Annotated in this window: 22 protein-coding genes and 2 pseudogenes; 20 read left to right on the top strand and 4 right to left on the bottom strand. The window is 67.4% G+C overall.

The window, feature by feature from the left end; all coding sequences use genetic code 11:
- The first annotated feature begins 201 nt into the window (after positions 1-201).
- The 7 genes from AMK33_RS38055 (at position 202) to AMK33_RS41985 (ending at position 8886) form a co-directional block, all read left to right on the top strand.
- Positions 202-933, top strand: coding sequence for a transposase family protein (locus AMK33_RS38055; protein WP_443030953.1), 732 nt, complete (start codon positions 202-204; stop codon positions 931-933).
- 186 nt (positions 934-1119) lie between these two features.
- Positions 1120-1770, top strand: coding sequence for an Eco29kI family restriction endonuclease (locus tag AMK33_RS38050; RefSeq protein ID WP_073937851.1), 651 nt, complete (start codon positions 1120-1122; stop codon positions 1768-1770).
- A 342-nt stretch (positions 1771-2112) separates the two neighbouring features.
- Positions 2113-4437, top strand: a complete 2325-nt coding sequence (locus tag AMK33_RS38045) for an ATP-binding protein (RefSeq protein ID WP_201263153.1) — start codon at positions 2113-2115, stop codon at positions 4435-4437.
- Complete coding sequence (locus AMK33_RS38040) at positions 4434-6104, top strand: DEAD/DEAH box helicase family protein (protein WP_073937833.1); 1671 nt, start codon at positions 4434-4436, stop codon at positions 6102-6104. The genes AMK33_RS38045 and AMK33_RS38040 overlap by 4 nt, the downstream gene beginning before the upstream one ends.
- Before the next feature lie 8 nt (positions 6105-6112).
- Positions 6113-6688, top strand: a complete 576-nt coding sequence (locus AMK33_RS38035) for a hypothetical protein (RefSeq protein ID WP_143203905.1) — start codon at positions 6113-6115, stop codon at positions 6686-6688.
- The gene (locus tag AMK33_RS38030) at positions 6688-8031 is read left to right on the top strand and encodes a sigma factor-like helix-turn-helix DNA-binding protein (protein ID WP_073937849.1); all 1344 of its coding nucleotides are present in this window, start codon (positions 6688-6690) and stop codon (positions 8029-8031) included. Before AMK33_RS38035 ends, AMK33_RS38030 begins: the two co-directional genes overlap by 1 nt.
- Positions 8032-8068: 37 nt before the next feature.
- Positions 8069-8886, top strand: a protein-coding gene (locus AMK33_RS41985; protein ID WP_107425270.1) for an IS5 family transposase whose coding sequence is annotated in 2 segments (ribosomal slippage) — positions 8069-8417 and positions 8417-8886 — 819 coding nt in all. Because the reading frame shifts where the segments join, the coding sequence is not laid out codon by codon here.
- A gap of 8 nt (positions 8887-8894) precedes the next feature.
- Here the strand turns inward: AMK33_RS41985 and AMK33_RS38015 are convergent.
- Positions 8895-9176: a hypothetical protein gene (locus tag AMK33_RS38015; protein ID WP_079195134.1), complete on the bottom strand. Its 282-nt coding sequence runs from the start codon at positions 9174-9176 to the stop codon at positions 8895-8897.
- A gap of 1106 nt (positions 9177-10282) precedes the next feature.
- Positions 10283-10480 (bottom strand): annotated as a pseudogene (locus AMK33_RS38005) (hypothetical protein); the annotation flags it as partial.
- A 125-nt stretch (positions 10481-10605) separates the two neighbouring features.
- Here AMK33_RS38005 and AMK33_RS38000 point away from each other — a divergent pair.
- The 13 genes and pseudogenes from AMK33_RS38000 (at position 10606) to AMK33_RS37950 (ending at position 20567) form a co-directional block, all read left to right on the top strand.
- The gene (locus tag AMK33_RS38000; RefSeq protein ID WP_073937829.1) at positions 10606-11379 is read left to right on the top strand and encodes an IclR family transcriptional regulator; all 774 of its coding nucleotides are present in this window, start codon (positions 10606-10608) and stop codon (positions 11377-11379) included.
- Entirely contained in the window at positions 11376-12230 is an 855-nt protein-coding gene (locus tag AMK33_RS37995; RefSeq protein WP_073937828.1) for an SMP-30/gluconolactonase/LRE family protein, read from the top strand. Before AMK33_RS38000 ends, AMK33_RS37995 begins: the two co-directional genes overlap by 4 nt.
- Before the next feature lie 289 nt (positions 12231-12519).
- Positions 12520-12654 carry a hypothetical protein gene (locus tag AMK33_RS44830; protein ID WP_268817397.1) on the top strand — a complete coding sequence of 45 codons (135 nt, stop codon included), beginning with the start codon at positions 12520-12522 and terminating at the stop codon, positions 12652-12654.
- A 126-nt stretch (positions 12655-12780) separates the two neighbouring features.
- Positions 12781-13976: pseudogene (locus AMK33_RS37990) on the top strand (helix-turn-helix domain-containing protein).
- Between the two features lie 330 nt (positions 13977-14306).
- Entirely contained in the window at positions 14307-14651 is a 345-nt protein-coding gene (locus tag AMK33_RS45380) for an ATP-binding protein (RefSeq protein ID WP_268817396.1), read from the top strand.
- 95 nt (positions 14652-14746) lie between these two features.
- Positions 14747-15442, top strand: a complete 696-nt coding sequence (locus AMK33_RS37980; protein WP_073937826.1) for a hypothetical protein — start codon at positions 14747-14749, stop codon at positions 15440-15442.
- A gap of 202 nt (positions 15443-15644) precedes the next feature.
- Positions 15645-16670 (top strand): radical SAM protein, encoded by a 1026-nt coding sequence (locus tag AMK33_RS37975; protein ID WP_073937825.1) that lies wholly within the window; start codon positions 15645-15647, stop codon positions 16668-16670.
- Positions 16667-17305, top strand: a complete 639-nt coding sequence (locus AMK33_RS37970) for a thymidylate kinase (RefSeq protein ID WP_073937824.1) — start codon at positions 16667-16669, stop codon at positions 17303-17305. The genes AMK33_RS37975 and AMK33_RS37970 overlap by 4 nt, the downstream gene beginning before the upstream one ends.
- The gene (locus AMK33_RS37965) at positions 17298-17795 is read left to right on the top strand and encodes a hypothetical protein (protein WP_073937823.1); all 498 of its coding nucleotides are present in this window, start codon (positions 17298-17300) and stop codon (positions 17793-17795) included. Before AMK33_RS37970 ends, AMK33_RS37965 begins: the two co-directional genes overlap by 8 nt.
- Positions 17792-18223 carry a hypothetical protein gene (locus tag AMK33_RS45050; RefSeq protein ID WP_327380506.1) on the top strand — a complete coding sequence of 144 codons (432 nt, stop codon included), beginning with the start codon at positions 17792-17794 and terminating at the stop codon, positions 18221-18223. The genes AMK33_RS37965 and AMK33_RS45050 overlap by 4 nt, the downstream gene beginning before the upstream one ends.
- 18 nt (positions 18224-18241) lie before the next feature.
- The gene (locus AMK33_RS45045; protein ID WP_327380508.1) at positions 18242-18589 is read left to right on the top strand and encodes a sulfatase-like hydrolase/transferase; all 348 of its coding nucleotides are present in this window, start codon (positions 18242-18244) and stop codon (positions 18587-18589) included.
- Positions 18590-18607: 18 nt separating this feature from the next.
- Positions 18608-19042: an NUDIX hydrolase gene (locus AMK33_RS37955; RefSeq protein ID WP_073937822.1), complete on the top strand. Its 435-nt coding sequence runs from the start codon at positions 18608-18610 to the stop codon at positions 19040-19042.
- 346 nt (positions 19043-19388) lie between these two features.
- Positions 19389-20567 (top strand): RNA-guided endonuclease InsQ/TnpB family protein, encoded by a 1179-nt coding sequence (locus AMK33_RS37950; RefSeq protein WP_073937848.1) that lies wholly within the window; start codon positions 19389-19391, stop codon positions 20565-20567.
- Between the two features lie 36 nt (positions 20568-20603).
- Here the strand turns inward: AMK33_RS37950 and AMK33_RS37945 are convergent, their stop codons facing one another.
- On the bottom strand, positions 20604-22010 hold the full coding sequence (locus AMK33_RS37945) for an NAD(P)/FAD-dependent oxidoreductase (RefSeq protein WP_073937821.1): 1407 nt from the start codon (positions 22008-22010) through the stop codon (positions 20604-20606).
- The gene (locus AMK33_RS37940) at positions 22000-23205 is read right to left on the bottom strand and encodes an MAB_1171c family putative transporter (protein ID WP_073937820.1); all 1206 of its coding nucleotides are present in this window, start codon (positions 23203-23205) and stop codon (positions 22000-22002) included. Before AMK33_RS37940 ends, AMK33_RS37945 begins: the two co-directional genes overlap by 11 nt.
- Between the last annotated feature and the right edge of the window lie 29 nt (positions 23206-23234).

Here is a 23234-nt window from a genome sequence, read left to right as displayed (position 1 = left end):
ATCGGGAGCTCGACGCAGCTGTCTGGAGACACGTTCACCTCTGCTGGTTCTCGGATCACTGAACGCTTCTCATCCTGTGGCTCGCGGGTGATGACGGCTGGCGGTCGGGGCCGTGACGCGGCAGGGCTCCTGGTCGTTGCGGCTGGTGATCTCATTCGCCAACGTCTCGACACAGGAGCCCTGTTGGTCCCGTATCGTGCCATGCTCGACGTCCCGCACGAGGTCGTTGAGCACGTTTCCTGGCTCATCTACGCCCGAAGGTGTGAGCTGAACTCCCGCTGGCGCAGGCTGGGCTGCTTCCGGCAGGCCCTGCTGGTCCTGGTGCACCTGCGCAAGAACGAGACCCTGGCCCAGGTCGCCGCCTGGTTCGGCGTCTCCACCGCCACCGCCGGCCGGTACGTGAGCGAGACGGTCGACCTTCTCGCCGAGCGCGCCCCGACCCTGCGCGAGCCGCCGGAAGGCTTCGTCATCCTCGACGGCACTCTGATCGCCACCGACCGCATCGCGGCGGACGAGCCGTACTACTCGATGAAACACCGCCGTCACGGGATGAACGTGCAGGTCGTGGCCGCCCCAGACGGAACACCCCTGTGGTTCTCGCGAGCGCTGCCCGGCCGCACGCACGACCTGACCGCAGTCCGCGCACACGGGGTGATCCAAGCCTGTCTGTCCCGCCAGCTCCTCGTCCTGGCCGACCGCGCTTATCAGGGTGCCGGCGCCACCGTCCGCACCCCTTACTACCGCCATCACGAGCTTCCCGAGCACTACCAGCAGTACAACCGGGACCACGCCCGGCTGAGAGCACCGGGCAAACGCGCCTTCACCCGCCTCAAGCAATGGCGGATCCTCCGCAAGGCTCGGTGCAGCACAAACCGCATCGGTCGCACAGTCGCCGCCATTCACGCCATCGAGATCGCCTGGCGCTCAGGATGAGAAGCGCTCACTGGTCCAGTGTGGCATCGGGTCTCGTGAGCGAGGTGCCCTCCCTCATCCCAGCTCGCGGGAGGACGGGCGGCACCACGGGCCAGACGACCGATGTCAGACCCCCTCCTTATGATCTTCGACCTGGGCGCCACAGCTCGCCCTTGTGCCACGCCACCGATCAAGGAGGAGGTCCCAGTGACGACGTCCTACGAGCCCGATTTCTTCGATCCCCTGTCCACCGAGCGATTGACCAATGTCATCTGCGACGCGTTCGAGCATCAGCCCCTCATACCCATGGTCGACGAGCTACCTAGATTCAGCGGGTCGGGGCTCTACGCCATCTACTACCGCGGCGATTCGATCGCGTTTTACGCACCGCTCAAGGACTACGAGATCCCCGTGTACGTAGGCCAGTCAGTTTCCAACAACAGCAATACCGGAAAATCCGTGAAGTCCAGTACCCCCCTCCATGAAAGAATGACGCAGCACCGTACCTCCATCAGCGACACCGGACTCCCCATTGAGGAGTTCCATTTTCGCGCCCTGCGTACGCCAGACATCCACGCCAATCTTGGTGAGAAGGGCCTCATCAGCGCCTACCAGCCCGTCTGGAACGCGATCCTGAGAGGCTTCGGGAGTAACGAACAGGGAAGCAAGACACGCCAGAGCGCGAAAAGCAAGTGGGATACAGTCCATGAGGGAAGAAAGCGTACCTTCGGCACCGCGCCTCACGACCCCGAAAAGGTCGTGAAGGAAGTCGAGGCACACATCCTCGAACGCATCGCCGCCTACGATGATCGGCCCTGGCGCCGTACCTCCACTGGCATGGCTGGGCCGGCCGCATAGCGATGAGCGTGGGTTGGGATCCTGACGTGGCTCCCGGATCTGGCAGTCACCCGCTCTTCACCACACACCAACGTCCCTCCACGCTCGGCCTCACCGTGATGGCGGCCACAGGGTAACGGAACCGGCGCAGCTTCCCGAGGGGGCGCCCCTGACTGGCCAACTGGAGGTGGCTTCCAGGGATTCGGTCATCACTGTCACCACAGCCTTCTACCCTGTTCAACGTCCGATGGACGACGAGCGCGCTCACTCTGGAGACGCACGTCGGTACGTTGGCACGGGGGCTCATGACCGATGCAGGAGGGGCAAGCCTTGAAGATCACTCCGTCCGCGCGGATCCTTCGCATGCTGGGCGAGATCGAGTTCGATCCGTGGCAATGCGTTGCCGAGCTGATCGACAACTCCTTCGACGACTTCACGGAGATCATCCGCTCCGGAGACCCGTGGGCGGGTGGCTTCAAGGTGAGTGTCACACTGCCGAGCCCGGCTGTGCGATCTTCCGAAGCCCAAGTCGTCATCACCGACACCGGCCGCGGCATGAGCTACGAGACCTTGGAGCGCGCCGTCAGCGCGGGTTGGTCCAGCAACGATCGTTTCGACAAGCTCGGTCTCTTCGGCATGGGGTTCAACGTCGCGACGGCTCGGCTCGGCCGCCGCACACGCGTCCTCACGACACGCCCCGGAGATCCAGAGTGGATCGGGGTGGAAATCGACCTCGACCGCATCGGGGACGACTTCGAGGCAGACGACATCACCGAGCCCAAGGCCGACCCGAACGAGCACGGAACGAAGATCGAGATCAGTCGTCTCCACGGAGAGAGGGCCGACTGGCTCCGCCGTAACGCACCAGGTCTGCGCAACACCCTTGGCCGAGCCTACGCCTGGCTCCTCGACAATCGTCCCTTCGAACTGTGGGTCCAAGGCCAGAGAGTCAAGCCACGCCGTCACTGCCGGTGGGGGGAAGACCGGTACGTGACGTACGGCAGCGGGGCCCGGGCGGAGAGGATCTCCGCATACACCAAGATCGACCAGAAGTACGAGGACGCGGAAGCCTGTCAGGACTGCGGCAACTGGCAAGTTCCGGGCCTCGGCAAGTGCGGCCAGTGCCAGAGTGAGCGGCTGACGCCGCGGGAACGTCGAATCCACGGCTGGTTGGGCGTACAGAGGCATCTCGACAAGCGTGAGTTCGGGATCGACTTCCTGCGGAACGGACGCAAGATCCTCCAGTGGGACAAGCGCTTGTTCGAGTGGCAAGACCCGAATGACCCTACGGGAGCGGTCGATACCGAGTACCCGATCGAGCTCGCCAACCAGGGTGGCCGCCTTATCGGGGAGATCCACCTGGATCACGTACCGGTGACGTACCAGAAGAACGCCTTCGAATACAGCAGTGGCAGCTGGCGGGGGGCTGTCGAGTACTTGCGAGGGGCTGGCCCGCTCCAGCCTGAGAAGGCGAAGAGGGTCGGCTACCAGGAGAACGACAGCCCTCTGGGACAGCTCTACAAGGCGTACCGACGGAACGCCGCCGGAGCGCGCTGTCTGATCCCGGGCGATGGGAAGGGCCCCATCCACGAGGAGACCCGTCGCTGGGCCCAGCGCTTCCATGCCGGCGATCCCGAGTACCAGAGCGATCAGCGTTGGTGGGACGCCGTCATCAACCACGAGGAGCAGAACAAGCGGTCGAAGCTTGAGTCCGCGCAGCAGGGGACGTCCACGGTCCCGAATGAGGAGGCGGTACTGGAGGCCCTCGGTGTGGGTACCGCCAGCGACAACTCTTCGCCCGCTGACTCCGATGATCCGCCCACTGCGGCGGCGCAGCCGAATAAGGCCGAAGAGGGGACGAAGGGGAGAAAGGAGACCTTCCAAGAACGTATCGACCGATACCGTCTGGATTCAGTCACCGTCCCCGACCTCTCCCGCGACTTCGGTTTGCCGAAGCTGGGCTTTCTGAGCGTTGAGACTCGCCGAATGTCCGCGACTCGCGTACAGGACGCGGATGACCAGCCCACTCCTGTATTGCTCGTGCAAGAGCAGGGTGGCAAGGCGACCGCTTTCGTCGACCCGGCACACGCGGTCTTCAATAAGCTCGGAGCGGAAGCCTCCGACCTTCTACTGATGGAGGTCGCCGCCGCGCTGAAGGTGAAGGCCGCCAGCGGCCTGAGCCACTCCGAGTTGGTTGCCGAACTGCGCGCCGAGTGTCTTCCCGACACGGCTCTCGACTCTGACAGGATCGCCGCTGAGGCAAGGGAACTGCTCGTCGTAGTACGCGAGAAGATGGCGGCATCCGTGGACGAGGATCCGGAGCGAGCTTTTCAGTTCTTGTCTCCGGACGAGCTCACGGCGACCGAGAACGAGATGATCGCGCTGGGGCTAGTGACTCACACCGAGAAGCTCGGGTCCACGAGTGAGTTCATCCAACACGCGCCCTCGCTTTTCCTCGTCAAGCTTCTTGAGGCGTGGCCGGAAGCCTTCATGGACGCCAAGGTCTTCAACGGCGCGTACTCGACGGTCAGTTCTCCCTCCGCTCGGCGTATCAGCCTCGCCACCACTGTCGGGTACCTCAACGATGTCGCCACAGTGGCGAGCTTCACCACCAAGAACCCTCTGCGGTTGCAGCGCACCCGCCTCAGTATCAGGCTGCTCGCGGATGAACTGGCGGAGGGCGCGTGACAGGTGGATTCCTCTCTGCGGAGAGCCTGCTATTGGGAGGCCCCCGAGGACTACCGCACGCGGTCGAGCGTGCACTGTGGCACCTCGGTTTCACGGATGTCCGTGTAGTGGATGGCGCCGGCGACGCTGGCGCCGATCTCCTCGCTGTCAGGGACCGTGAGCAATGGGTCTTCCAATGCAAGTGGTCAAGCCGTGGCCCCATCGGTCGCGAGGGCGTGGACGATCTAGAGCGTGCACGGACCCGTTACCGGGCTGACAAGTCCATCCTCGTAACCAACACAAGCCTTAACCGCACAGCGGAGGCTCGGCGCCAGGCCCTCGCGTCGATCGGTATCAAGATCACGGTCTGGGATGGTCCCACGCTCGCGAGTATCTGGGAGCGGATGCCTTCCCGCGTGCCGAGCAAGTACGAGCTCAGACCGTATCAACGCGCCGCCGTTGACAGGATCGAAGCTGACCTCGTCGCCAATGGGACCGCGCTTCTCGTGCTCGCTACCGGCCTCGGCAAGACCGTGGTCGGTGGCGAGACGATCGACCGCTTCCTCGCCAAGCACCCTGGCGCGCCCGTCCTGGTCGTCGCGCACATGAAGGACCTGGTGGAACAGCTGGAACGAGCCTTGTGGCGACACCTCGACAAGCGTGTTCCCACACGCCTCCTCACAGGGGAGTCCAAGCCGGTCTCCTACGATGGTGTCGTAGTGGGCACAGTCGAGTCAGTCCTCGGAGCCGTCCGCTCTGGATGGTCGCCCAAGCTCGTGATGGTCGACGAGACCCACCACGTAGGCGAACAAGGAAGGTTTGCGGAGCTGCTGGATCTGTGCGGAGATGCCGTGAAGCTGGGAGTGACGGCGACCCCATGGCGCGGCGACAAGTTCGATATCACCGCTCGCTTCGGCACTCCGAGCTTCTCCATGGGGATTGCCGAGGGCATGGCCGCTGGATACCTTTCGGCCGTCGACTACAGGCTCTTCGTGGACAACATCGATTGGGAGACGGTCAAAGAAGAGAGCGAGCATGGCTATTCGGTCAAGGACTTGAATCGTCACCTCTTCCTCCCGCAACGCGACGAGGAGATCATCGAGTATCTGCGCGCCGCCTGGCGTGAGACGCGTGACCCGAGAGCGATCCTATTTTGCCAAACAATCGAGCACGCGGAACACATGGCGAACCTTCTCTCGCGTGTGGACCAATCATGGGGTAGCGCCTCTTTCTTGCACAGCGGATTGCCGCGTCAGCGACGCCAGATTCTCCTGAACGAATTCCGCCTTGGCCGTGTTCCACTCATCACCTGCGTCGACGTCTTCAATGAGGGCGTGGACGTACCCGATGTCAATCTGATCGGCTTCCTGCGCGTCACACACAGCCGCAGAATCTTCGTCCAACAGCTCGGACGCGGGCTTCGCTTGAGCCCAAGTAAGAGCTATCTGAAGGTTCTCGACTTTGTGACAGACATTAGGCGTGTCGCGGCTGCGTTGGACCTGAAACGCGCCCTGGACGCGGCCGATCAAGAGAAGCTTGAGATTCCTCGGTCTCGTCATTCGAAGATTGAGTTCAGTGACGCGACTGCTGGAAGCCTGTTGGACCATTGGATCAAGGATGCGGCGAGCTTGGAAACAGCCGCTGACGAAGTTAGCCTGGAGTTTCCGGCCCAAGGGGGGATTAATTAACGATGGGCATGCCGACTGATCTCGAGATGGAAATCGTCAAGCTGCTCTACGACGAGGCAGACGAGGTTGGGTGGACGTACCTACCCGACACAGAGCGGACGGCTTCATACAACCGCTGGGCGGACGACCCGCGGATCGGTGGACGGATGTCCTTGTTCTTCAAGACGGCTCAGGAGAGGCGTGTATGGATCAAGGACGGGCCGATGAAGGAGTACGCCCGCGCGATCTACGGCGTCGGGAAGTACGCGCCTCTCGTCGCGAACCCCGGTGCGGCTGTCGGCAGCCTCGTGAGCAAGGCCCTCGGCCCTGAGTGGGAACCAGACCTCTCGACTCAGGAGATCAAGCCGCTGCGTGTGCTAGCCCGCGCCGGAGGCGAGGACATGCGCTTCACATGGGGGCCGGCGAAGGATCTGAAGCACCTGGTGTGGGCTGCCCTTCGAGCACAAGCGAGCGGAGACACGACGCCCTGGACCCTTTGTGTCGTCACCTCATTCGTCAAGCCTCTCCCTATCGAAGAGAAGAAGGAACACCTGCGGATCGGTGAACGCTGCGGCTTGAGGATCGAGCACGTGGTGGGTGCGTGATGTCCACGGTAGACGCCAAGGCCGGGGAAACGGGGAGCGGCTGGATCAGGACGACTTGGGAGGCGCTCGAGGAGCGGTCCAGGGACATGCTGATCCGACGGGGGCAGGGCCAGACGCTGGAGGAGGTCGGAGACGCGCATGGGGTGTCGCGGGAGCGTGCCCGTCAGATCATCCAAGCTCAGGAGAAGATTCTGGCTCAGGTGGCCGACATGTTCCAGAGCGACTGGAGAGAGGACGTGCTTCAGCGCCTAGCCGTGGAGCCGGTCGTATCCGACGAGTCCCTTGACGAAATCCTCGTAGACCCCGAGGGCATGTTGCGCCGTGCCCTGCTGCGACAACTCGGCCTCAAGGAGCCACACACCTGGGCTGGGCGCGTGGGAGGCGTTTGGGCTAAGGACGCGCAGACTCTGGACAAGCTCCTGCGGCAACTCGCCTCTCAAGCGCCGTTCCGCACAGATGAGCTTGAGGAGCGAGCGGCGGCGCTCGGCATCCCTGCCGTCGTGCCCGTCGAGGCCATAGCCAGCCACCCGAAGAGCCCACTCACCCGGGGCGTTGGGGGGCATTGGCTAAGGCGAGTAGCGAAGAGCCGTGACGCCGCCTTCCTCTGGTTGGAGAACGTGGGCGAACCACGCCGGGCCGAGGACATCAGCGAAGCTATCGAGGCCAGCGGGCCCAGGGCTCTGGGCGAAGCTCTACGCCGCGATGAGCGCTTCCGGCAGATCCGTCCGGAAGGTACTTGGGCCCTGGTGGACTGGCCGCTGTCACAGGTGACCACCCACACCAACGCCCTGGACGCGATGGTGCAGGTGCTCCGCGAGTCCGGTCCTCTGAGGAAGCGCGAGCTATTCGCCCGGGTGACCAAGGAGTACCCCGTCGGGTACGCGCGGTTGCAGCAGTGCCTCATCAGCGACCGAATCGGGAGGACGCGCGACGGCCTCGTGGGTCTGGTGGAGGACGGAGCGGAGCCCATGGAGGAGAGCGAGCCTCGGAGACCTTCCAACATCGTCGTGGACGACTCCGGCCAGGTCATCGGCGTTCGGCTGCCCGTGGATAAGAACGTGTTGCGAGGCAGCGGGATCATCGTTCATCCCTGGTTGACCTGGTACTTGGGGCTGCGACTCGCCCCCATGTCCCGAGCATTCGGCCTGACCGACGGCTCGGGTGACCTAGTAGTGCGCCGCAGCACCAGTGCCGCACAGCTGTCGAGTCTGAGGTCCCAGGTTCAATCCATGGGGATGACAGAAGGTTGCGAGATGGTCGTGCTGATCCAGCTCGACAAGGAATCAACCGCGGTCAGGCATGTGTGTGAGAACGGCAGCTGCCCAACCCAAAAGGGTATTTAGACCGTGTCCTATGTGGTGAGGCGTCGTTGAACTCGGCATGGGGCGGGGTACGTGGAGTTGGATTGTTCCGGACGGGTTGTGGGAGATCGCGAAGCCGCTGATCCCTCCGTCGAAGGTGCGGCCGCAGGGCGGGGGAACGCAGGACACGCCTGATGAGACGCTGTTCGCCGCGATCATCTACGTGCTGGTGTCCGGCTGCTCCTGGCGTGCGTTGCCACCTTGCTTCGGCGTCTCGAAGTCGACCGCCCATCGGCGGTTCCTCATCTGGTCCAGAGCCGGTGTCTGGGGCCGGCTGCACGAGGCCGTGCTGCACCGGCTCGACGACGCCGGCCTTCTCGACGTCACCCGCGTCGTGCTCGACACCGCCCACGTGAGGGCTAAAAAAGGGGCGAACACACAGGTCCGAGCCCCGTGGACCGGGGCAAGCCGGGTTCCAAGATGCACGTCCTGTCGGACGCGAACGGACTGCCCCTCCTCGTCGGCGTCTCCGCGGGCAACACCCACGACAGCGAAGGACTGAAGCCGATGGTGGAGGGTCACCAAACGAGACACGACCCCCATCGCGGTCGGTACTTCAAGCCCCAGCGGCTGCACGCCGACAAGGCCTACGACCGGGCTGATCTGCGCAGATGGCTGCGCGGGAAGCGGATCGGCGTGCGCATCGCCCGCAAGGGCATCGAGTCCAGCAAGCGATTAGGGCGACGCCGCTGGGTCATCGAGCGCACCATGTCCTGGCTGTCCGGCTACCGCCGGCTCAGCCCCCGCTACGAACGCGATCCCCGCAACTACCTGGCCTTTCTCGGCCTCGCCGCCGCCCTGTGCTGCTACAAGCGACTCATCCGCCTCACCACGTAGGACACGGTCTAAGGCGTCAGGTTGGCCCAGCCCAGGGCGGCGGCGGCCGTGGCCGCATCGGCGATGACCACTGCGCGACCGCTGACCTGGCGTATGAGGTGGCCACCGGCCTGGGCTTGGGCCAGCAGTGACCGCAGCTTGGCGTCATGGCCGGGGGCGAACTTGCTTTGGGTCGTGGCGGTGCATTCAGTGGTGGTCGCCTGCCACACTGCTTCGCTGGTCGGGCCCTCGTGAACGAGCACTTCGAACGAGTAACGGGCGCAGGCGCAAGGCTGGTTGGTTGAAGTCATGGCGGCAGCGTAGGGCCGGAATCTGCCACAATGTACCGAGAACTAATGAAATGGCCTGATTACGCAGTAGGCACACTTCGGTCGACCCAGGGTCCACTCCTGCCTCTCAAGCAGCCGCGCAGCACGTTGGCTTGAGTCCACAGAGAGCGTGGTATAGTCCCAGTGCATTCGGTTTAACGCGAACCAATATGCACATAAACTGACACAATATCGGCTGGCATAGTTCGCCAGCCTGTTTACATATATATCCGGGCAGGTCCACTGCACACGCAAGGGGCCGAGCTTGGCGGGTTGCCGACCCGACCGCCCCGGGCCTAACAGTCCGAGACGCAGGGCGATGTGGTCGAGTCGGAGCCTGTTTTATTTGATCTTACTTTTACTGCTTAGTTTTGTTTTGCGGTCGGCCAAGCCTCAACGACGAGGCCAGCCGACCAACGTGTTCCCCGGCCTGGCAACCAGGCCAACGAGAACATTTGCGTGTTGCGTCAGCGCAGGTGTCTCGACCCAAACCCTCGGGTTTGGATCGAGGCCCTGCGTGTCTCGATCCAAACCCTCAACGGAAAGGTACGGATCGTGGACGGCGCAGCCATCCTGTTCATCCTCGCCGCCGCTGGCGTGGTTACGATCTTGATTTTCGCTTTGAAGGGGCTGCTGGACCAGCTCCCGGATTTGCTTGAGTCCGCTGGGCAGGTACGCGACGCATGGGATCGTTTCAGGCGCAGGGACGACAAGCTCCGCCCAGCGGTTGATCAGACGCCGCCGGAACCTGAGGCACATTCCTCCGTGGGTAGTAGCGAGGAACCTAAGGTCCCTTCACCCAGGGTTGCGGGCGAACCGATGCCCCCGGCACCTGCGGGGGGTGATGAGCAGGAGCCCCCGGGGGACGACGGGGGATACGAGGCCGCCGCATAGAGCGTCCCGGGCTGGGACGGTATCTCCGAGCGCACGGAGGACCGTCCCGGGGTTTTTCTCCACCCTAGACAGCACGAGAGGCCGCCAGAGACCCCACGGGAGCCCTCGGCGGCCTCTCGGCCCTTTCACCCTTGGTCAGACCGCCAGCTGGAATCGGATCGGAGCCAGAGCGGCACCCCCGGAAAGAGGTGTGGGCGGGAGCGCGGCGAGCGGACCATCGCCTGCCAGCGCTTGTTGGCCTCGCGCAGGTCCGCGGCGGAGACGCCCAGTTTGCGCCGGGCGTCCTCCACCGGGCCGGGGTTGTGATCGGCCATGCGGCGCAGCAGCACGAGCTGGAAGTCGAGCGGGGTGAACGGGGTGGTGGGGCGTTGTCCGGTGGGCACGGGATCCATCGTCGCGCATCGTCCCATTGCCCGGGGTCGGCCCGTATGGCTAGCCTGTGTGTTCGCCATTCCGATCGCCTGTTGAAATCTCGAACGACCGCAGGCGCCTGAGACACATAGGGAGGGGGCCGGTCGTGGGACGCCTCGTACCAGCCGTGACCCGGGCTCTCGACATTCTCGAGCTCTTCCTCGACGGGGACGGGACGCTCTCCGCCCCCGACATCGTGCGCAGGCTGCAGTTGCCGCGCACCACCGTGCACGAGCTGGTGACCACGCTCGCCGCCCGGAAGTACATCGTCCCGGTGGCGGGCCAGCCCGGACGCTACCGGCTCGGCGTACGCCCGTACCAGCTCGGCGCCCGCTACGCCGAGCACCTCGACCTCGCCGCCGAGGGCCAGCAGGTCGCCCGCTCGGTCGCCGAGACCTGCGACGAGACGGTGCACGTGGCGATCCTGGAGGACACCGACGTCATCTACATCGCCAAGGTGGACTCCACCCACGCGGTGCGGATGGTGTCGGCGGCCGGCCGCAGACTGCCCGCCCACTGCACCTCCGTCGGCAAGATGCTGCTGGCCTCCCTTCCCGAGCACGAACTCACCGCGCGCGTCCCCGACGACGCCGAGCTGTCCGCGATGACCCCCAACAGCATCACCGACGTGACCGCCCTGCGCGAGACCCTTGCGGAGATCCGCGCCCGGGGCGTCGCCGTGGAGAGCCGCGAGTCCAACCCGGACGTCTCCTGCGTCGCCGCCCCGGTGCGCGACCGTACGGGGCAGGTGGTCGCCGCGCTGTCCATCTCCGTACCGATGATCCGCTGGAGCGACGAGCGGCTCGGCGAGCTGGAGCAGCTCGCCGCGAAGGGCGCCGCCGAACTGTCCGAGCGGCTGGGTTACCGGAGCGTGGCATGACGCACACCTACGACGTCGCCGTCCGCGCGGAGGCGGCCCTGGGGGAGGGCCCCACCTGGGACCCGGCCACCGGCCGCCTGCTGTGGATCGACATCCTCGGCTCCCGCGTCCACACCTACGACCCGGCCACCGGCCGGCGCACGGTCCGCTGCACCGACCAGCACGTGGGCGCCGTCAAGCCCCGCGCGGGCGGCGGACTCGTCCTCAACCTGCGGGACGGCATCGGCCTGCTCGACCCCGACGGCACCTTCCGCTGGCTGCACCGCGAGGCCGTCCCCGGCCGCCGCGCCAACGACGCCGCCGTCGCCCCCGACGGCAGCCTCTTCGCGGGCACCATGCGCTACGACGAGGCGCCCTGCGGCGGCACGCTGTCCCGGGTCACCGGCGACGGCACGGTGCGGGTCCTCCTCGACGACGTGGCGGTGAGCAACGGCACCGGGTGGAGCCCGGACGGGCGGCTGATGTACTACGTCGACTCGCCGACCCGGCGGATCGACGTCTTCGACGTCGGTGAGGCGGACGGCAGGATCGCGAACCGTCGCTCGTTCGCCGCGATCGAGGACGGGGCGGGGTTTCCCGACGGGCTGTGCGTGGACGCGGACGGTTGTGTCTGGGTGGCCCTGTGGGACGGTGGCGCGGTGCGCCGCTACACCCCGTCCGGGGAGCTGGACCGGGTGATCCCCCTCCCCGTCCCCCTCGTCACGGCCTGTGCCTTCGGCGGCCCCGACCTGACCGACCTCTACATCACCACGGCCCGCGTGGGCCTCACGGCCCCGCATCCCCTGGCGGGCTCGCTGCTGGTGGTGCGCGGTGCGGGCAAGGGGGCGCCTCAGCCTCCGTTCGCCGGCTGATTCTGGTTCGCCCCCGCCGCCCCTTTCTGTTCTCCAGGGTGGCGGGCAGCCGATTGTCACCGCTGTCGCGGAGGCGAAGACCGCGAACCTGGAAGAGGCGACCGCCGCGTCCCAGGACGCGGTGATCACGTTCGACACGGGCGACGGATGCCTGAGCAGGAGCCCAGCACCTGCTGGGGCCAGATGGCGGCAGCCATGACGCCGACGCGGGACCTGCGGAAGGCGATGAACGCGGAGAAGTCCATCGGCCCGGAGTTCCGGACCGAGGCGTACGCCCTGATCGGACACCATGGAAGACGACATCGCACTCGGCCGCGACCTGGGCGCCCTGACCAGTGGCATCAAGGAGCTGACGAACCGGGACGACGTCCTCGGCTCCGCCCATGACCTGTCGGACTGGCTCGACGCACACCTGATCAGCTGACACAGCCAGGAACTCACACGGCTGCGCAACGACGAAGCCCCACCGCAGTGAGCGGCGGGGCTATTCGTGTACCCGTGGAGCCGGCCGCGGGTACCGTTCTGGTGTCGAAGCAGAACAGGAGCCAGTATGCATGCTCTGCCGCAAGACCACACCGGTACCCGAATCGCCCGGCTGCGCCGCGAACGGCACCTGACACAGAGGGCCCTCAGCGAGCTCGCGGACATCCCGTACAGCACCCTGACGAAGGTCGAGCAAGGCGTCATCCCCGCATCGCCGTATCTTGTAGGGGCGTGCGCCCGCGCGCTGCACGTGGAAGTGGCGACCATTCAGGGGCAGCCCTACGCGGACGAATTGCGCGCTGACCAACTCGACGTGCTGATAAGGCCCATTCGTGAAGCCCTCGATGTGTACGACCTGGGTGCGGACCCCGACATCCGCGCGCGCCGACCGGAGGAGCTGCATCGCGAGGCCGAACAGCTCTGCACTGATGTGCGGGCGGGGAACATCAAGAGCGTCGCGTCCCGCGTCGCCAGTCTCATCGAGGAGAGCACAACCGCCGCGCACACCGTTCAGACCCGGGAAGGCTGGCTGACCCTGGCGAGTTTCTACCGCACTGCCTACGACGTCGCGGCGAAGCTGGGATACCCCGATCTCGCCCAGCTCGCTCTGGCCCGGCTCGACTGGGCAGCCCAGCGCGGGTCGGACGCCGTTCTCGGTGGCATGCACCACTACATGCGTGCGCTGACCTACCTGCGCGAAGGCAAGTACCGCACAGGAAGCCGCCTGATCCGTCTTGGCCTGGCCACCCTGGAACAGGCCGATGCCAGCCGGGAACGGCGAGTCGCACCGGTCAACTCCACCTCGGTGCCGCAGTGCTGGCCGGCCGTGCGCACGACGCGGACCAGGCGCACACACACCTCAGTGAAGCCGAGCAGATCGCGGACGGGACCGGCGAAGCGATGCAAGTCCACTGGCTGGCTTTCGGGCCGACCAACGTGGGCGTGCACCGCGTCTCCGTTCTCGCGGAGTTGGACCAGTACGGCGAAGCGGTCGAGGTGGCGCAGACAATCGTCATCCCGAAGGGGTGGGCCAAATCCCGTACCAGCCATCACTACGCGGAGGTCGCCCGCTCCATGTTGTGGACGGGCAACCTCGACGCCTCCTTCGAGAACTTGCTCAAGGCGCGCAAGACCGCCCCGCAGCAGGCGAAGTACCACCCGACCGTGCGGGAGACGTATGCGGGCCTTGAGGCCGCTCACCGGCGCCTCCCGGACAGCTTCCTGTCGTACGGGGCGTGGCTCGGCCCAGTGGCCACGCACTAAAAACGCAACGCGTGAAGTTTTGGCCCCAACTATCAACAATTCTTGATAGTTGGGGTATTTACGGTCCGCAACCATGTCGTCACACGCCATTTCGACATGGAGCCGACCATGACGACTGCCCATCTCCCGGCCTCAGGGCGCGCCCGTCGAGCCGCCTTAGGTGCCGATGATTTCCTCATGCCGACCACCACGGCGGCAGACAGCTCACCCTGCGAAAGTCAGCGTCCCGGACGCGCGCCACGGCCCCATGACCGGATGAGTGTGTGCTTCGAGATCTGCCCATCCCAAGGCGAGGGCGACATCCCTGAACGGGATGCACTCCGCGTGCGGATGGCCCGGAGGGTGACTGCGGCCCGGCTGCGGTACTGCGGCCTGGAGACGCTGGTCGACGACGCCACACTCATCGTCTCCGAGCTGGTCACCAACGCCATCCAGCACGGTGATGGCGCACAGGTCACCTTCACCATGACGGTCCACGACGGTTTCCTGCACTTGGCCTTGACCGCAGAGACACCCGGCCGACCAGTCGTCTGTTACGCCGACCACGACGCCGAGCGTGGCCGCGGCCTCTTCATCGTCGACTGCCTCGCCACCGCCCACGGCGGCACCTGGGGGACCAGCGACGACGGGACCACCACCTGGTGCAGCCTCGCCGTCCCCGGCGGCCGGCCGTGACCGTCCCCGGCGCCGTCCAGCGCTTCGCCCGTCCCGTGCGCCCGTGGGCACCGCCCTTGTCCGGCGGGGAACTCGCCACCGTCTTAGGAGGTCGCATGACCCACACCGTCTTCTCCCGTACGAGAGAGAACATCGTGCGCCCCGAACCGCCCCTGGTCCCCTTCGTCGTCCAGCGCGAGGGCGAGGAAGCCGCCCCCGACAACCTGATGCTGACCATGATCGGGCCGGGCCGCTACCGGCTGCGCTACGCCGACGAGGATCCCCGGGACCGGGACCTGCGCGGCGTGCTGTGGGCCCGTTGCGCCTTCGGCCCCGTTGACGATCTCGGGAAGCCGACGGGCCAGCCGCAGTGGCGGATGATGCACCCCCTGCGGCAGCGGGGGACGATGCAGGCGCTGCGCTGCCAGGTCTGCGCCGAACGCGCACGGACCCCGCTCGGGTTCGTCTTCCTCGCCGGCCCCGGCACCGTAGACCCCGAGGACCCGATGATCCTCACGAACCAACCACCGGTGTGCCCCCGGCACGCGCGCCTCGCCGCCGAACTGTGCCCGCACCTCACCCGTGACCCGATGGTGCTCCTGGCGCAGAGCGCCCCCATGTACGGGGTGAACGGCGTCGGTTACGGCTGGGGCGACCAGGGCGTACAGGTCGTGCAACGGCCCGAAGGACCGATCCCGTACGGCCACGAACTCCTGCCGACCGTCCTCGCCTCCCAGATGGTGCGCCGGCTCAGTTCCTTCCGGCTCGTCGGCCTGGACGAACTGCTGTGGGAGCTGGAACGCGTCACATGAAGCCCCTGCCCGGCGGCCCGGATGTCCCCCGGCCGGACCACCGGACAGGTTCAACACCCGGCGTGGGGACGAACTGCCCGACTTGTGTAGCCACGGTAAGGCTGCTGCCCCGCGCCGGGTTCTCCTCCTCTCCTTGTGTCGCTTCCCTTCGGCCGGAGCGCACGAAGAGGGGCCCAACCATCACGAACCGCTGGAGGCCGGCGTGCAAGAAGCACCCTTACCCGTAGAAGCCGACGCCGTCGACTTCACGGCCCTGCAAAACTTCGCTGCCCTGCGCGGACAACTCCGCGTCTCCTTCACGCCACGGTGCAACATCGCCTGTTGGTTCTGCCACAACGAGGGAGACGTCCCGCCCCCTCGGACCAAGCTGGACCGCACCCTGCAACCGCGGACCCGGACCCTGGACGCAGCGGGTTACCTGGCGCTCATCGGGGCCCTGATGGATGCAGGACTCAAACGGGTGTACTTCACCGGAGGAGAGCCGCTGACCTCACCCATGGCCCGACCGATCCTGGAAGGCATGCCGGAGCAAGCCCCGGACGCCTCCTACACGCTGATCACCAACGGGACCCGCATCCGCACCCACCAGTCGTGGCTGTCCCGTACCCGCCTGGACAAGGTGAAGGTGTCGCTGCACTACTTCTCCGACGAGAGCCTACGCGCCATCGCCGGCACCCGCATCAGCATCGCCGCTGTCCTCGACGGCATCGAGGCGGCCCGGGAGATCTTCCAGCAGGTGGAACTCAACACGCTCTTGCAGAAGGAAAACGCCCACGAGGTGCCGCGTATCCTCGACTTCGCCCTTGAGCGGCGGCTGCCGGTGCAGTTCATCGAACTGGTGGGCACGGACTTCAACGAGTCCCGGGCCTCCTCCGCGGTATCGGCCGACGCAATCGTGACCCACCTGCGCACTCTCACCTCGGAGGAGCACGTTGAAGTCGCCGGAGTCGGCCAGGGCCGACGCGTCTTCCGTGTCGACGGCGTGGAGATCGACGTCATCCACCGCGACCTGGGCCGTCACCACGTCGGCCAGTGCGGCACCTGCCCCCTGCGCCCCCAGTGCGTCGAAGGGTTCTGGGCCCTGCGCGTGGACCACAACGGCGGCGTTCAACCCTGCCTTCTGCGCGATGACCTGCGCCTGAACGTAGCCGGTCTCCTGTCCGATCCGGAGCGGCTGGTCGCGGCCGTCGCCGGACACATCACGTCGTTCACCGAGGGGACGCTATGACGCGTATGCCGCCGCCCTACCAGCCCTCCTCCTACGAGAGCGAGCCGCACCCGCTCATCGTTCTCGAAGGTGTCTCCGGCATCGGGAAATCCACGCTGGCGGGTCTGCTCACCGAGCGGTTGAAGGCGTCCGGCCTGCACACGCTTCCCGGCCCCCACACCGGCTGGTCCTCCACGGTCAACAACACGCTGCGGTCCCTGCCGCAATTCGCGTTCTACCTGTCCGGAGTGCTGCACGCCTCCGACCGGCTGCGGCTGGCCCGAGTGCACGGCCCCGTGGTGGCAGACCGTTACCTGTCCTCCGTCATCGCCTGCCACTCCGCGATCCACCACGTACCCGTGGACGTGGTCACCGAACTCCTGGAGCCCTTCCGCCTCTACCTGGAGACACCGACCCGCACGTACTACCTGCGCTGTTCGGAGAGCGAGCTGCGCACGCGGCTGGCGGTCAAGACGGACGTGAAAAGCGACGACACCGACCTGCTCAACGTTCCTGGCCGACTCCCGCGGCTGCTCGCCAACTTCGCCCAGGTCGCCGAAGCAGACCACACCGCGGTCCAGGTCGAGACCGACGGCAAGACGCCGCGGGAACTCGCCGACTGGGTGATCGCCGATCTGGAGTACAGCTGTGCTTAACCCCATCGACACGGCCGCCGTCATCCGTGACGGCGGCGCGGTCGGGCAGTACCCCGGCCAGATTCACGAAGGCGTCGGGTGGTGGCTGGGCGCCTGCATGGTCGTCACCCTGCGCGTCTCACACCTCGATGTCGCCCACGACGGGCATCCGGTCAGCTCCGCATTCGCCGGTCGGCTATGCCAGGGCGCGATCAACGCCCAGCACTACGCATGCCGGGTCCGCCACCTCAGCCAACAGGACGAACACAGGCTGCTGGCCGAGGCGAGTGCCCGTGAGGTACCTGGGGCGTGGCTGTCCACGGATGCCGCAGACGGCACGACCACCGTGCGAATCCGCCTCTACACCCCTCACGGCGCCCTTCTGGACGACGCCAACGGCCTCGCGGCCATCCGTGACCTCATCGCCCTCGACCGTGTCCCGATCCCCGTGAACACACAGGCCAAAGGCACGATCGAATACACCGGGACGACCGACGGAGACCACCCGTGATCGACGCGGCACAGATCATCGCCTCCGGCACCAACATCCTGTTCGTGACGCTCGACTCCCTGCGCTACGACGTCGCCCGCGAGGCGATGGAGGGCGGCCGCACGCCCCGCCTCGCCAGGCTCCTGCCGGGCGGGCAATGGGAGCACCGGCAGACCCCCGGCACTTTCACCCTCCCCGCGCACATGGCGTTCTTCTCCGGCTTCCTGCCCAAGCTGCCTCAGCCCGAGCAACCGGCCCGCCTGTGGGAGTGCCGCCCACCGGCCTTCAAGAAGGTGCCGCCCGAGACGTTCGTGTTCGACGCCCCGAACCTCCTCGATGGGCTGGCCCTGCACGGATACCGCACCGTGTGCGTAGGCGGGGTCACCTACTTCTCCCAGGAAACGCCCCTCGGGTCGGTGCTGCCCGCGATGTTCCACGAATCGTACTGACGCCCCGAGTTCTGCTCCCTGGAGATCGAATCCACCCGCCACCAGGCGGACCTGGCCCTCAACGTCGCAGACCGCTACGACGGCCGCCAGCCCCTGTTCCTGTTCGTGAACGTCTCCGCTACGCACGTCCCCCACGGCCACTACCTCGGTACCAGCGTGGACAGCGCCGCATCACAGGCCGCGGCACTCGCCTACGCGGACGCACATGTGGGTCGACTGTTCGACGGGCTCTCGGCCCGTGGCCCGTGGCTGGTCATCATGTGCGCCGACCACGGCGACGCCTACGGGGAGGCCGGATACCACGGCCGCGGCATCGCCCACCCCGTCGTGTGGAACGTGCCATTCGCCGCCTGGGTACAGGGCTAGCCACTACGCTCGTTGCCTATGAGCGATGGACCCAAGCGTGACGCCTCCGTGGTCGTGGCGCGCGACGCAGAGGGCCTGGTCGCCCTGCTGAGCGCCTACTTCCCCGTCCACGGAGGTGAGTACCTGTTCCTTCCCGGTGGCCGCCGCGAAGAGGGGGAACCCCCGTTGGAGTGCGCTCGCCGTGAACTACGTGAGGAAGCCGGAGTCACCGCCCGGCAGTGGCGCCCCCTCGGCTCCCACGCGATCACACTGGCCTCCACCGCGCGTGTCCACCTCTTCGAGGCCCGTGATCTGACGCTCGGCCCGCAAGAGCTCACCGAGTTCGAGCAAGAGTTCAAGCTGATGTGGTGGTCGATGAGCGATGCGCTCCACGCCGTCCGTGAAGGGCGGTTCCTCCTCCCCGCCGGCCCGCTCGCCCTGCTCCTGGCGGACCGCCGCCCCGCAGACGCCTGACCCCAAGCACGTTCCCCGCCCCCGATCTGCACCTCATCGTTTGCCCCCTCGGCTCACCTGGTCTCTTGCGAGGAGGCCTCGGTGTTCACGCCGGGGAGGAAGCGCATCCCGTGCCCGGCGACGCGGAGCGTTGCCGCACCCACCCCTCTTGGGGCGCGGAGCGCTCTGAGAGCCGCCCGGCGGAGCCGGGAGAATGCAAACATGCGTGCCCCTGTTCGCTGGCCGGAGTGAACATGGTGGAAGGGGTGTGCGGGTGTGCGGGACTCGTGCGTACGGTCAGTTGGTCGGGAACCGGCTGACCGGAACAGAGGTGAAGGGGGTGCGGGTGGCGGGAGAGACCGGGGAGATGACGCAGCGTGCCCGGTATACGTATCGGCTGCGGGTGTCGGCCACCGCCCGGGCGGAACTGGAGGGGGAGTGGGGGCGGTGCCGGTGGCTGTGGAACGAGTGTGTGGCCCGCGCGAAGAAGGCTCATGCAGATGGGGAGTTGTGTGGTCCGGCCCGGCTGGACCAGATGCTGACGCGGGCGCGTGCGGTGACGCCGTGGCTGGCCGAGGGCGCCTCGGTGCCGCAGCAGCAGATCATCCGTGACTTCGCCGCATCCCGCACCAAAGCACTCAAGGACATCAGGAACCGGTTGCCACTGAAGCGGCGGGCCGGGATGCCTCGCCACAAGAAGAAGCACGAGGTGGATCCGAGCCTGAACTACACGCGGCGCGGTTTCCGCCTCAAAGGCGGGCGGCTACATCTGGCGGGCGGGATCATCCTGACCGTGGTCTGGTCCCGGCCCTTGCCGGCAGAGCCCTCCTCGGTACGGGTCTACCGCGACCATCTCGGGCACTGGTACGCCTCGTTCGTCGTCCTCGCCCCGATCGAGCCGCTGCCACCGACAGGTGCGGTCATCGGTATCGACTGGGGCGTGAGGGAGACCGCCACCACCACCTCCGACGCCCACGACCTCCCCCACCCCCGGCACGGCCGAAAGGGCCAGGAGAAGCTGTCCCGCTACGACCGGATGATGGCCCGCCGCAAGCCGAAGAAGGGGCAGGCCGGGTCGAAAGGTTACCGGGAGGCGAAACGGTGGCGGGCGAAGACCTACGCCAAGATCGCCCGGCAGCGGCAGGACACCGCCCGCAAGTGGGCGAAGAAGGTCGTGCGCGACCATGATGTGATCGCGGTGGAGGACTTCCGGCCGAAGTTCCTCGCCCGCACCTCGATGGCGCGCAAGGCGGCCGACGCCGCGATCGGCGCTACCAAACAGGCCCTGATCGAGATGGGCCGCAAACACGCCCGGGACGTACGCCTTGTGCATCCCGCGGACACCACCATGGACTGCGCCAGGTGTGGAGCGAGAGCCAAGCACGCCCTGCCGTTGTCCGAACGCACCTACACCTGCACCGCGTGCGGAGCCGTCTCTCCCAGGGACAAGAACTCAGCCCGCGTGATGCTCCTCCGGGCAGGTCTGGACCCGGCTGGTGTCGAGGGCGCAAGACCTCCCGGAGCGCCGCTCCGGGAGGCAGCCTGAGCCAGGAATCCCCTCCCCCTTAAGGGAGGAGAGCAGTCAAACCCCCGTACGGTCGAGCCCTCGCAGAACCTCACGTTCACCCGGGGTCAGCGGCGGCTCCACCGACGGAGGCAGCGGAGACCCGGCCAGGGCCGCCAGCATCGCCGAGGGCCGGAACATCCGCGTCGGCGGCGTACGCAGACCGCTGACGTCCCACATCACCGAGGCCGCCGCGTAAGAACCCGTCGCCGCCCTCGTCATCCGCCGCGTGTACGCCGTCATCACCCGGTCGCCGACGCCCTGCGGCGTCCCACCCCGCACCCCCGGGTACAACACGTCCTGCCCCACCGCCATCGCCCACGCCACGTCCGCCGCCCGCGCGGCCCCCCGCACCACCCGCCGTCCCAGCCCGGGCGCACCGATCCCCCCGCCCCGCCCCAGCTCGCGCCCCAGCACCCGCGCCCCGAACGCCGCCACCGACATCCCGTGCCCGTACGCGGGGTTGAACGTGGCGAGCGCGTCCCCGAGGACCGCGAACCCCTCCGGCCAGCGCGGCATCCGCTCCAGATACCGCCGTACATTGCTGGTCGACCGGCTCAGATGCACGTCGGACAGCGGCTCCGCGCCCGAGATCAGCCGTCCCACGATCGGGTCCGGCAGTTCGAGCGTGTACCGCAGGAACCCCGCCGGGTCCGCCGGCGGTTCACCGCCGCGCGAGCCGCCGCAGCTCACCAGCCAGCGGCCCCCCTCGATCGGCATCACCATCGCGCTCCGCGCCGGCCGGGACACGTACGGGTCGGCCTGCACGACCGTCAGCGGAAAGCGTTCCGCCCCGTCCGGCACCCGGTACACGCGCGACGCGTTGACCAGCCCGGAGTCCACCGCCCGTTCCTGCACGCCGGTCAGCCCGAGTCCGTCCAGCCAGCCGGTGACCCGCGTCCCGCGTCCGCTCGCGTCGACGACCAGGTCCGCCTCCAGGTCCGTGTCCCCGCCGGGCGCCGCGATCCGCACCCCGCGCACCCGCCCCGCGGAGCCCGTGAGACCCACCACCGTCGCCCTGCGGACCTCCACCGGCACCTGTTCCCGTACGGTCGTGCGCACCACCCAGTCCACCAGCGCCCGGCTGCACGTCACCATCGCCGGGCCCTCGCGCCGCCACCGCCGCAGCCAGCCCTCGGGGGTGAGCGCCAGCATGCCCGAGCTGAGCGGGATCTCGTGCGCCCCGGCGGCGAGCAGCCGCTCGCGCAGCCCCGCGCCCGGCAGCAGCTCCTCCATGGCGTCCATGCCGCCCGGCAGCAGCAGATGCGCGTGCCGCCCCTGCGGCAGCCCTTTGCGGTGCTCCGGGCCGTCCGGCAGTTCGTCGCGGTCCAGGACGATCACCTCGTCCGCCCCCGCGCTCGACAGCACCGCCGCGGCCAGCATGCCGGCCAGTCCGGCACCGATGACGACAGCTCTACGCGACATGGGGCTCCTCGGGTTCGGTCACGGTTCCGGTCGGGGAAGACGGCGCCGCGTCCGCGCGCACGGCGGGAGGGCGGTGCAGCGCCTGCGCCAGCTCCACCAGCCCACCGGTGCCGGAGACCTCGGTGGCGTGCAGCCGGTACGTTCCGGCGGTCTCGGGAGGTTCCTCGCGGGCGGCGGCCCGGCGTGCCGCGTCGGCGAGCATGGCCGCCTCCGCCGCCAGCCGCGCCTCGTGGGGGGAGCGGCCCGCGCGCAGGGCGGTGTCCCGGACCCGTTCACGGACCCGGTGGTCGAAGTACGGCGCCAGCGCGAGCAGCGCGTCGTGGATCGACACCTCACGCCACTGCAGCCGTGCCTGCGGAAGCTGCCACCAGGCGGCCTGCGGCTTGGGAGCGGTCGACGCCGACCCCACCAGCGACCACAGCGGGCCCAGCCGCCGGTAGTCGCCGAGCCCCCGCCACTGCGCGAGGACGGACGGCAGCAGCCTGGGCAGCACGAACCCGGCCGAACACAGCAGCGCGGCCAGTGAGGCCATCGGCGGGGCGACCGTGGTGGACAGGAAGTCCAGCTCATGGCCCGTCCAACGGGCCACCACCGCCGTGTACTTGGTGAGCTGGAAGCCCACCACGTCCAGCAGCGCCCCCACGAGGATCAGCCGCAGCCCGGTCCGCAGCAGCCCGCCGACCTCGCGTCCCCACTTGATACAGACGGCGCACATCACCAGCATCGCCGCGCTGTGCCCGACCAGGTAGAGCAGGATCATCTCCCGCATGAACGGGGTGTTGGCGTAGTACGTGTCGAGGTCGGTCAGCCGTTCGGTGTCCGCCTCGGCGAGCGCGAACAGGACGACGATGGCGGCCACCAGCAGCCCGTAGGCGGCCACGCTGCGCAGCACCATGCGCCGCACCCGCTCCCGCGACCCGCCCCGCCAGTTGATCAGCAGCACCAGCACCGCGCAGCTGTACGCGGAGAGCATCCCGTAGGTCAGCGGGGCCCCGAAGTTGGGGACGCCGGTGAGGGAGTTGACGCAGGCCAGGGTGGCCGGGGCGGCGCACACGAAGACCAGGGCGCCCAGGATGACCGCGGCGCAGGTGGACAGCGTCAGCGGGTTGCGCAGGGCCGCCGTGCGCGGGCGGCGGAACAGCAGCACGGACGTCATCCCGAACACGAGGGCCGCCAGGTAGACGACGAGACTCATACCGGCCGGCTCCTCTCGTCCGGGGCCCG

Source organism: Streptomyces sp. CB02400 (genome assembly GCF_001905725.1).
GTDB classification, from domain to species: Bacteria; Actinomycetota; Actinomycetes; order Streptomycetales; family Streptomycetaceae; genus Streptomyces; species Streptomyces atrovirens.
This window is presented reverse-complemented; position numbering and strand designations above follow the sequence as displayed.

Excerpts from the sequence above, each read along its gene's own strand:
- AMK33_RS37940 (WP_073937820.1), bottom strand. The coding sequence starts at position 23,205 with ATGAGTCTCGTCGTCTACCTGGCGGCCCTCGTGTTCGGGATGACGTCC.
- AMK33_RS45380 (WP_268817396.1), top strand. The coding sequence starts at position 14,307 with ATGGCCCGGAGGGTGACTGCGGCCCGGCTGCGGTACTGCGGCCTGGAG.
- AMK33_RS37945 (WP_073937821.1), bottom strand. The coding sequence starts at position 22,010 with ATGTCGCGTAGAGCTGTCGTCATCGGTGCCGGACTGGCCGGCATGCTG.
- AMK33_RS37970 (WP_073937824.1), top strand. The coding sequence starts at position 16,667 with ATGACGCGTATGCCGCCGCCCTACCAGCCCTCCTCCTACGAGAGCGAG.
- AMK33_RS38045 (WP_201263153.1), top strand. The coding sequence starts at position 2,113 with ATGCTGGGCGAGATCGAGTTCGATCCGTGGCAATGCGTTGCCGAGCTG.
- AMK33_RS38035 (WP_143203905.1), top strand. The coding sequence starts at position 6,113 with ATGCCGACTGATCTCGAGATGGAAATCGTCAAGCTGCTCTACGACGAG.
- AMK33_RS38015 (WP_079195134.1), bottom strand. The coding sequence starts at position 9,176 with ATGACTTCAACCAACCAGCCTTGCGCCTGCGCCCGTTACTCGTTCGAA.
- AMK33_RS37955 (WP_073937822.1), top strand. The coding sequence starts at position 18,608 with ATGAGCGATGGACCCAAGCGTGACGCCTCCGTGGTCGTGGCGCGCGAC.
- AMK33_RS37995 (WP_073937828.1), top strand. The coding sequence starts at position 11,376 with ATGACGCACACCTACGACGTCGCCGTCCGCGCGGAGGCGGCCCTGGGG.
- AMK33_RS38055 (WP_443030953.1), top strand. The coding sequence starts at position 202 with ATGCTCGACGTCCCGCACGAGGTCGTTGAGCACGTTTCCTGGCTCATC.
- AMK33_RS37950 (WP_073937848.1), top strand. The coding sequence starts at position 19,389 with ATGACGCAGCGTGCCCGGTATACGTATCGGCTGCGGGTGTCGGCCACC.
- AMK33_RS38030 (WP_073937849.1), top strand. The coding sequence starts at position 6,688 with ATGTCCACGGTAGACGCCAAGGCCGGGGAAACGGGGAGCGGCTGGATC.
- AMK33_RS44830 (WP_268817397.1), top strand. The coding sequence starts at position 12,520 with ATGGAAGACGACATCGCACTCGGCCGCGACCTGGGCGCCCTGACCAGT.
- AMK33_RS37980 (WP_073937826.1), top strand. The coding sequence starts at position 14,747 with ATGACCCACACCGTCTTCTCCCGTACGAGAGAGAACATCGTGCGCCCC.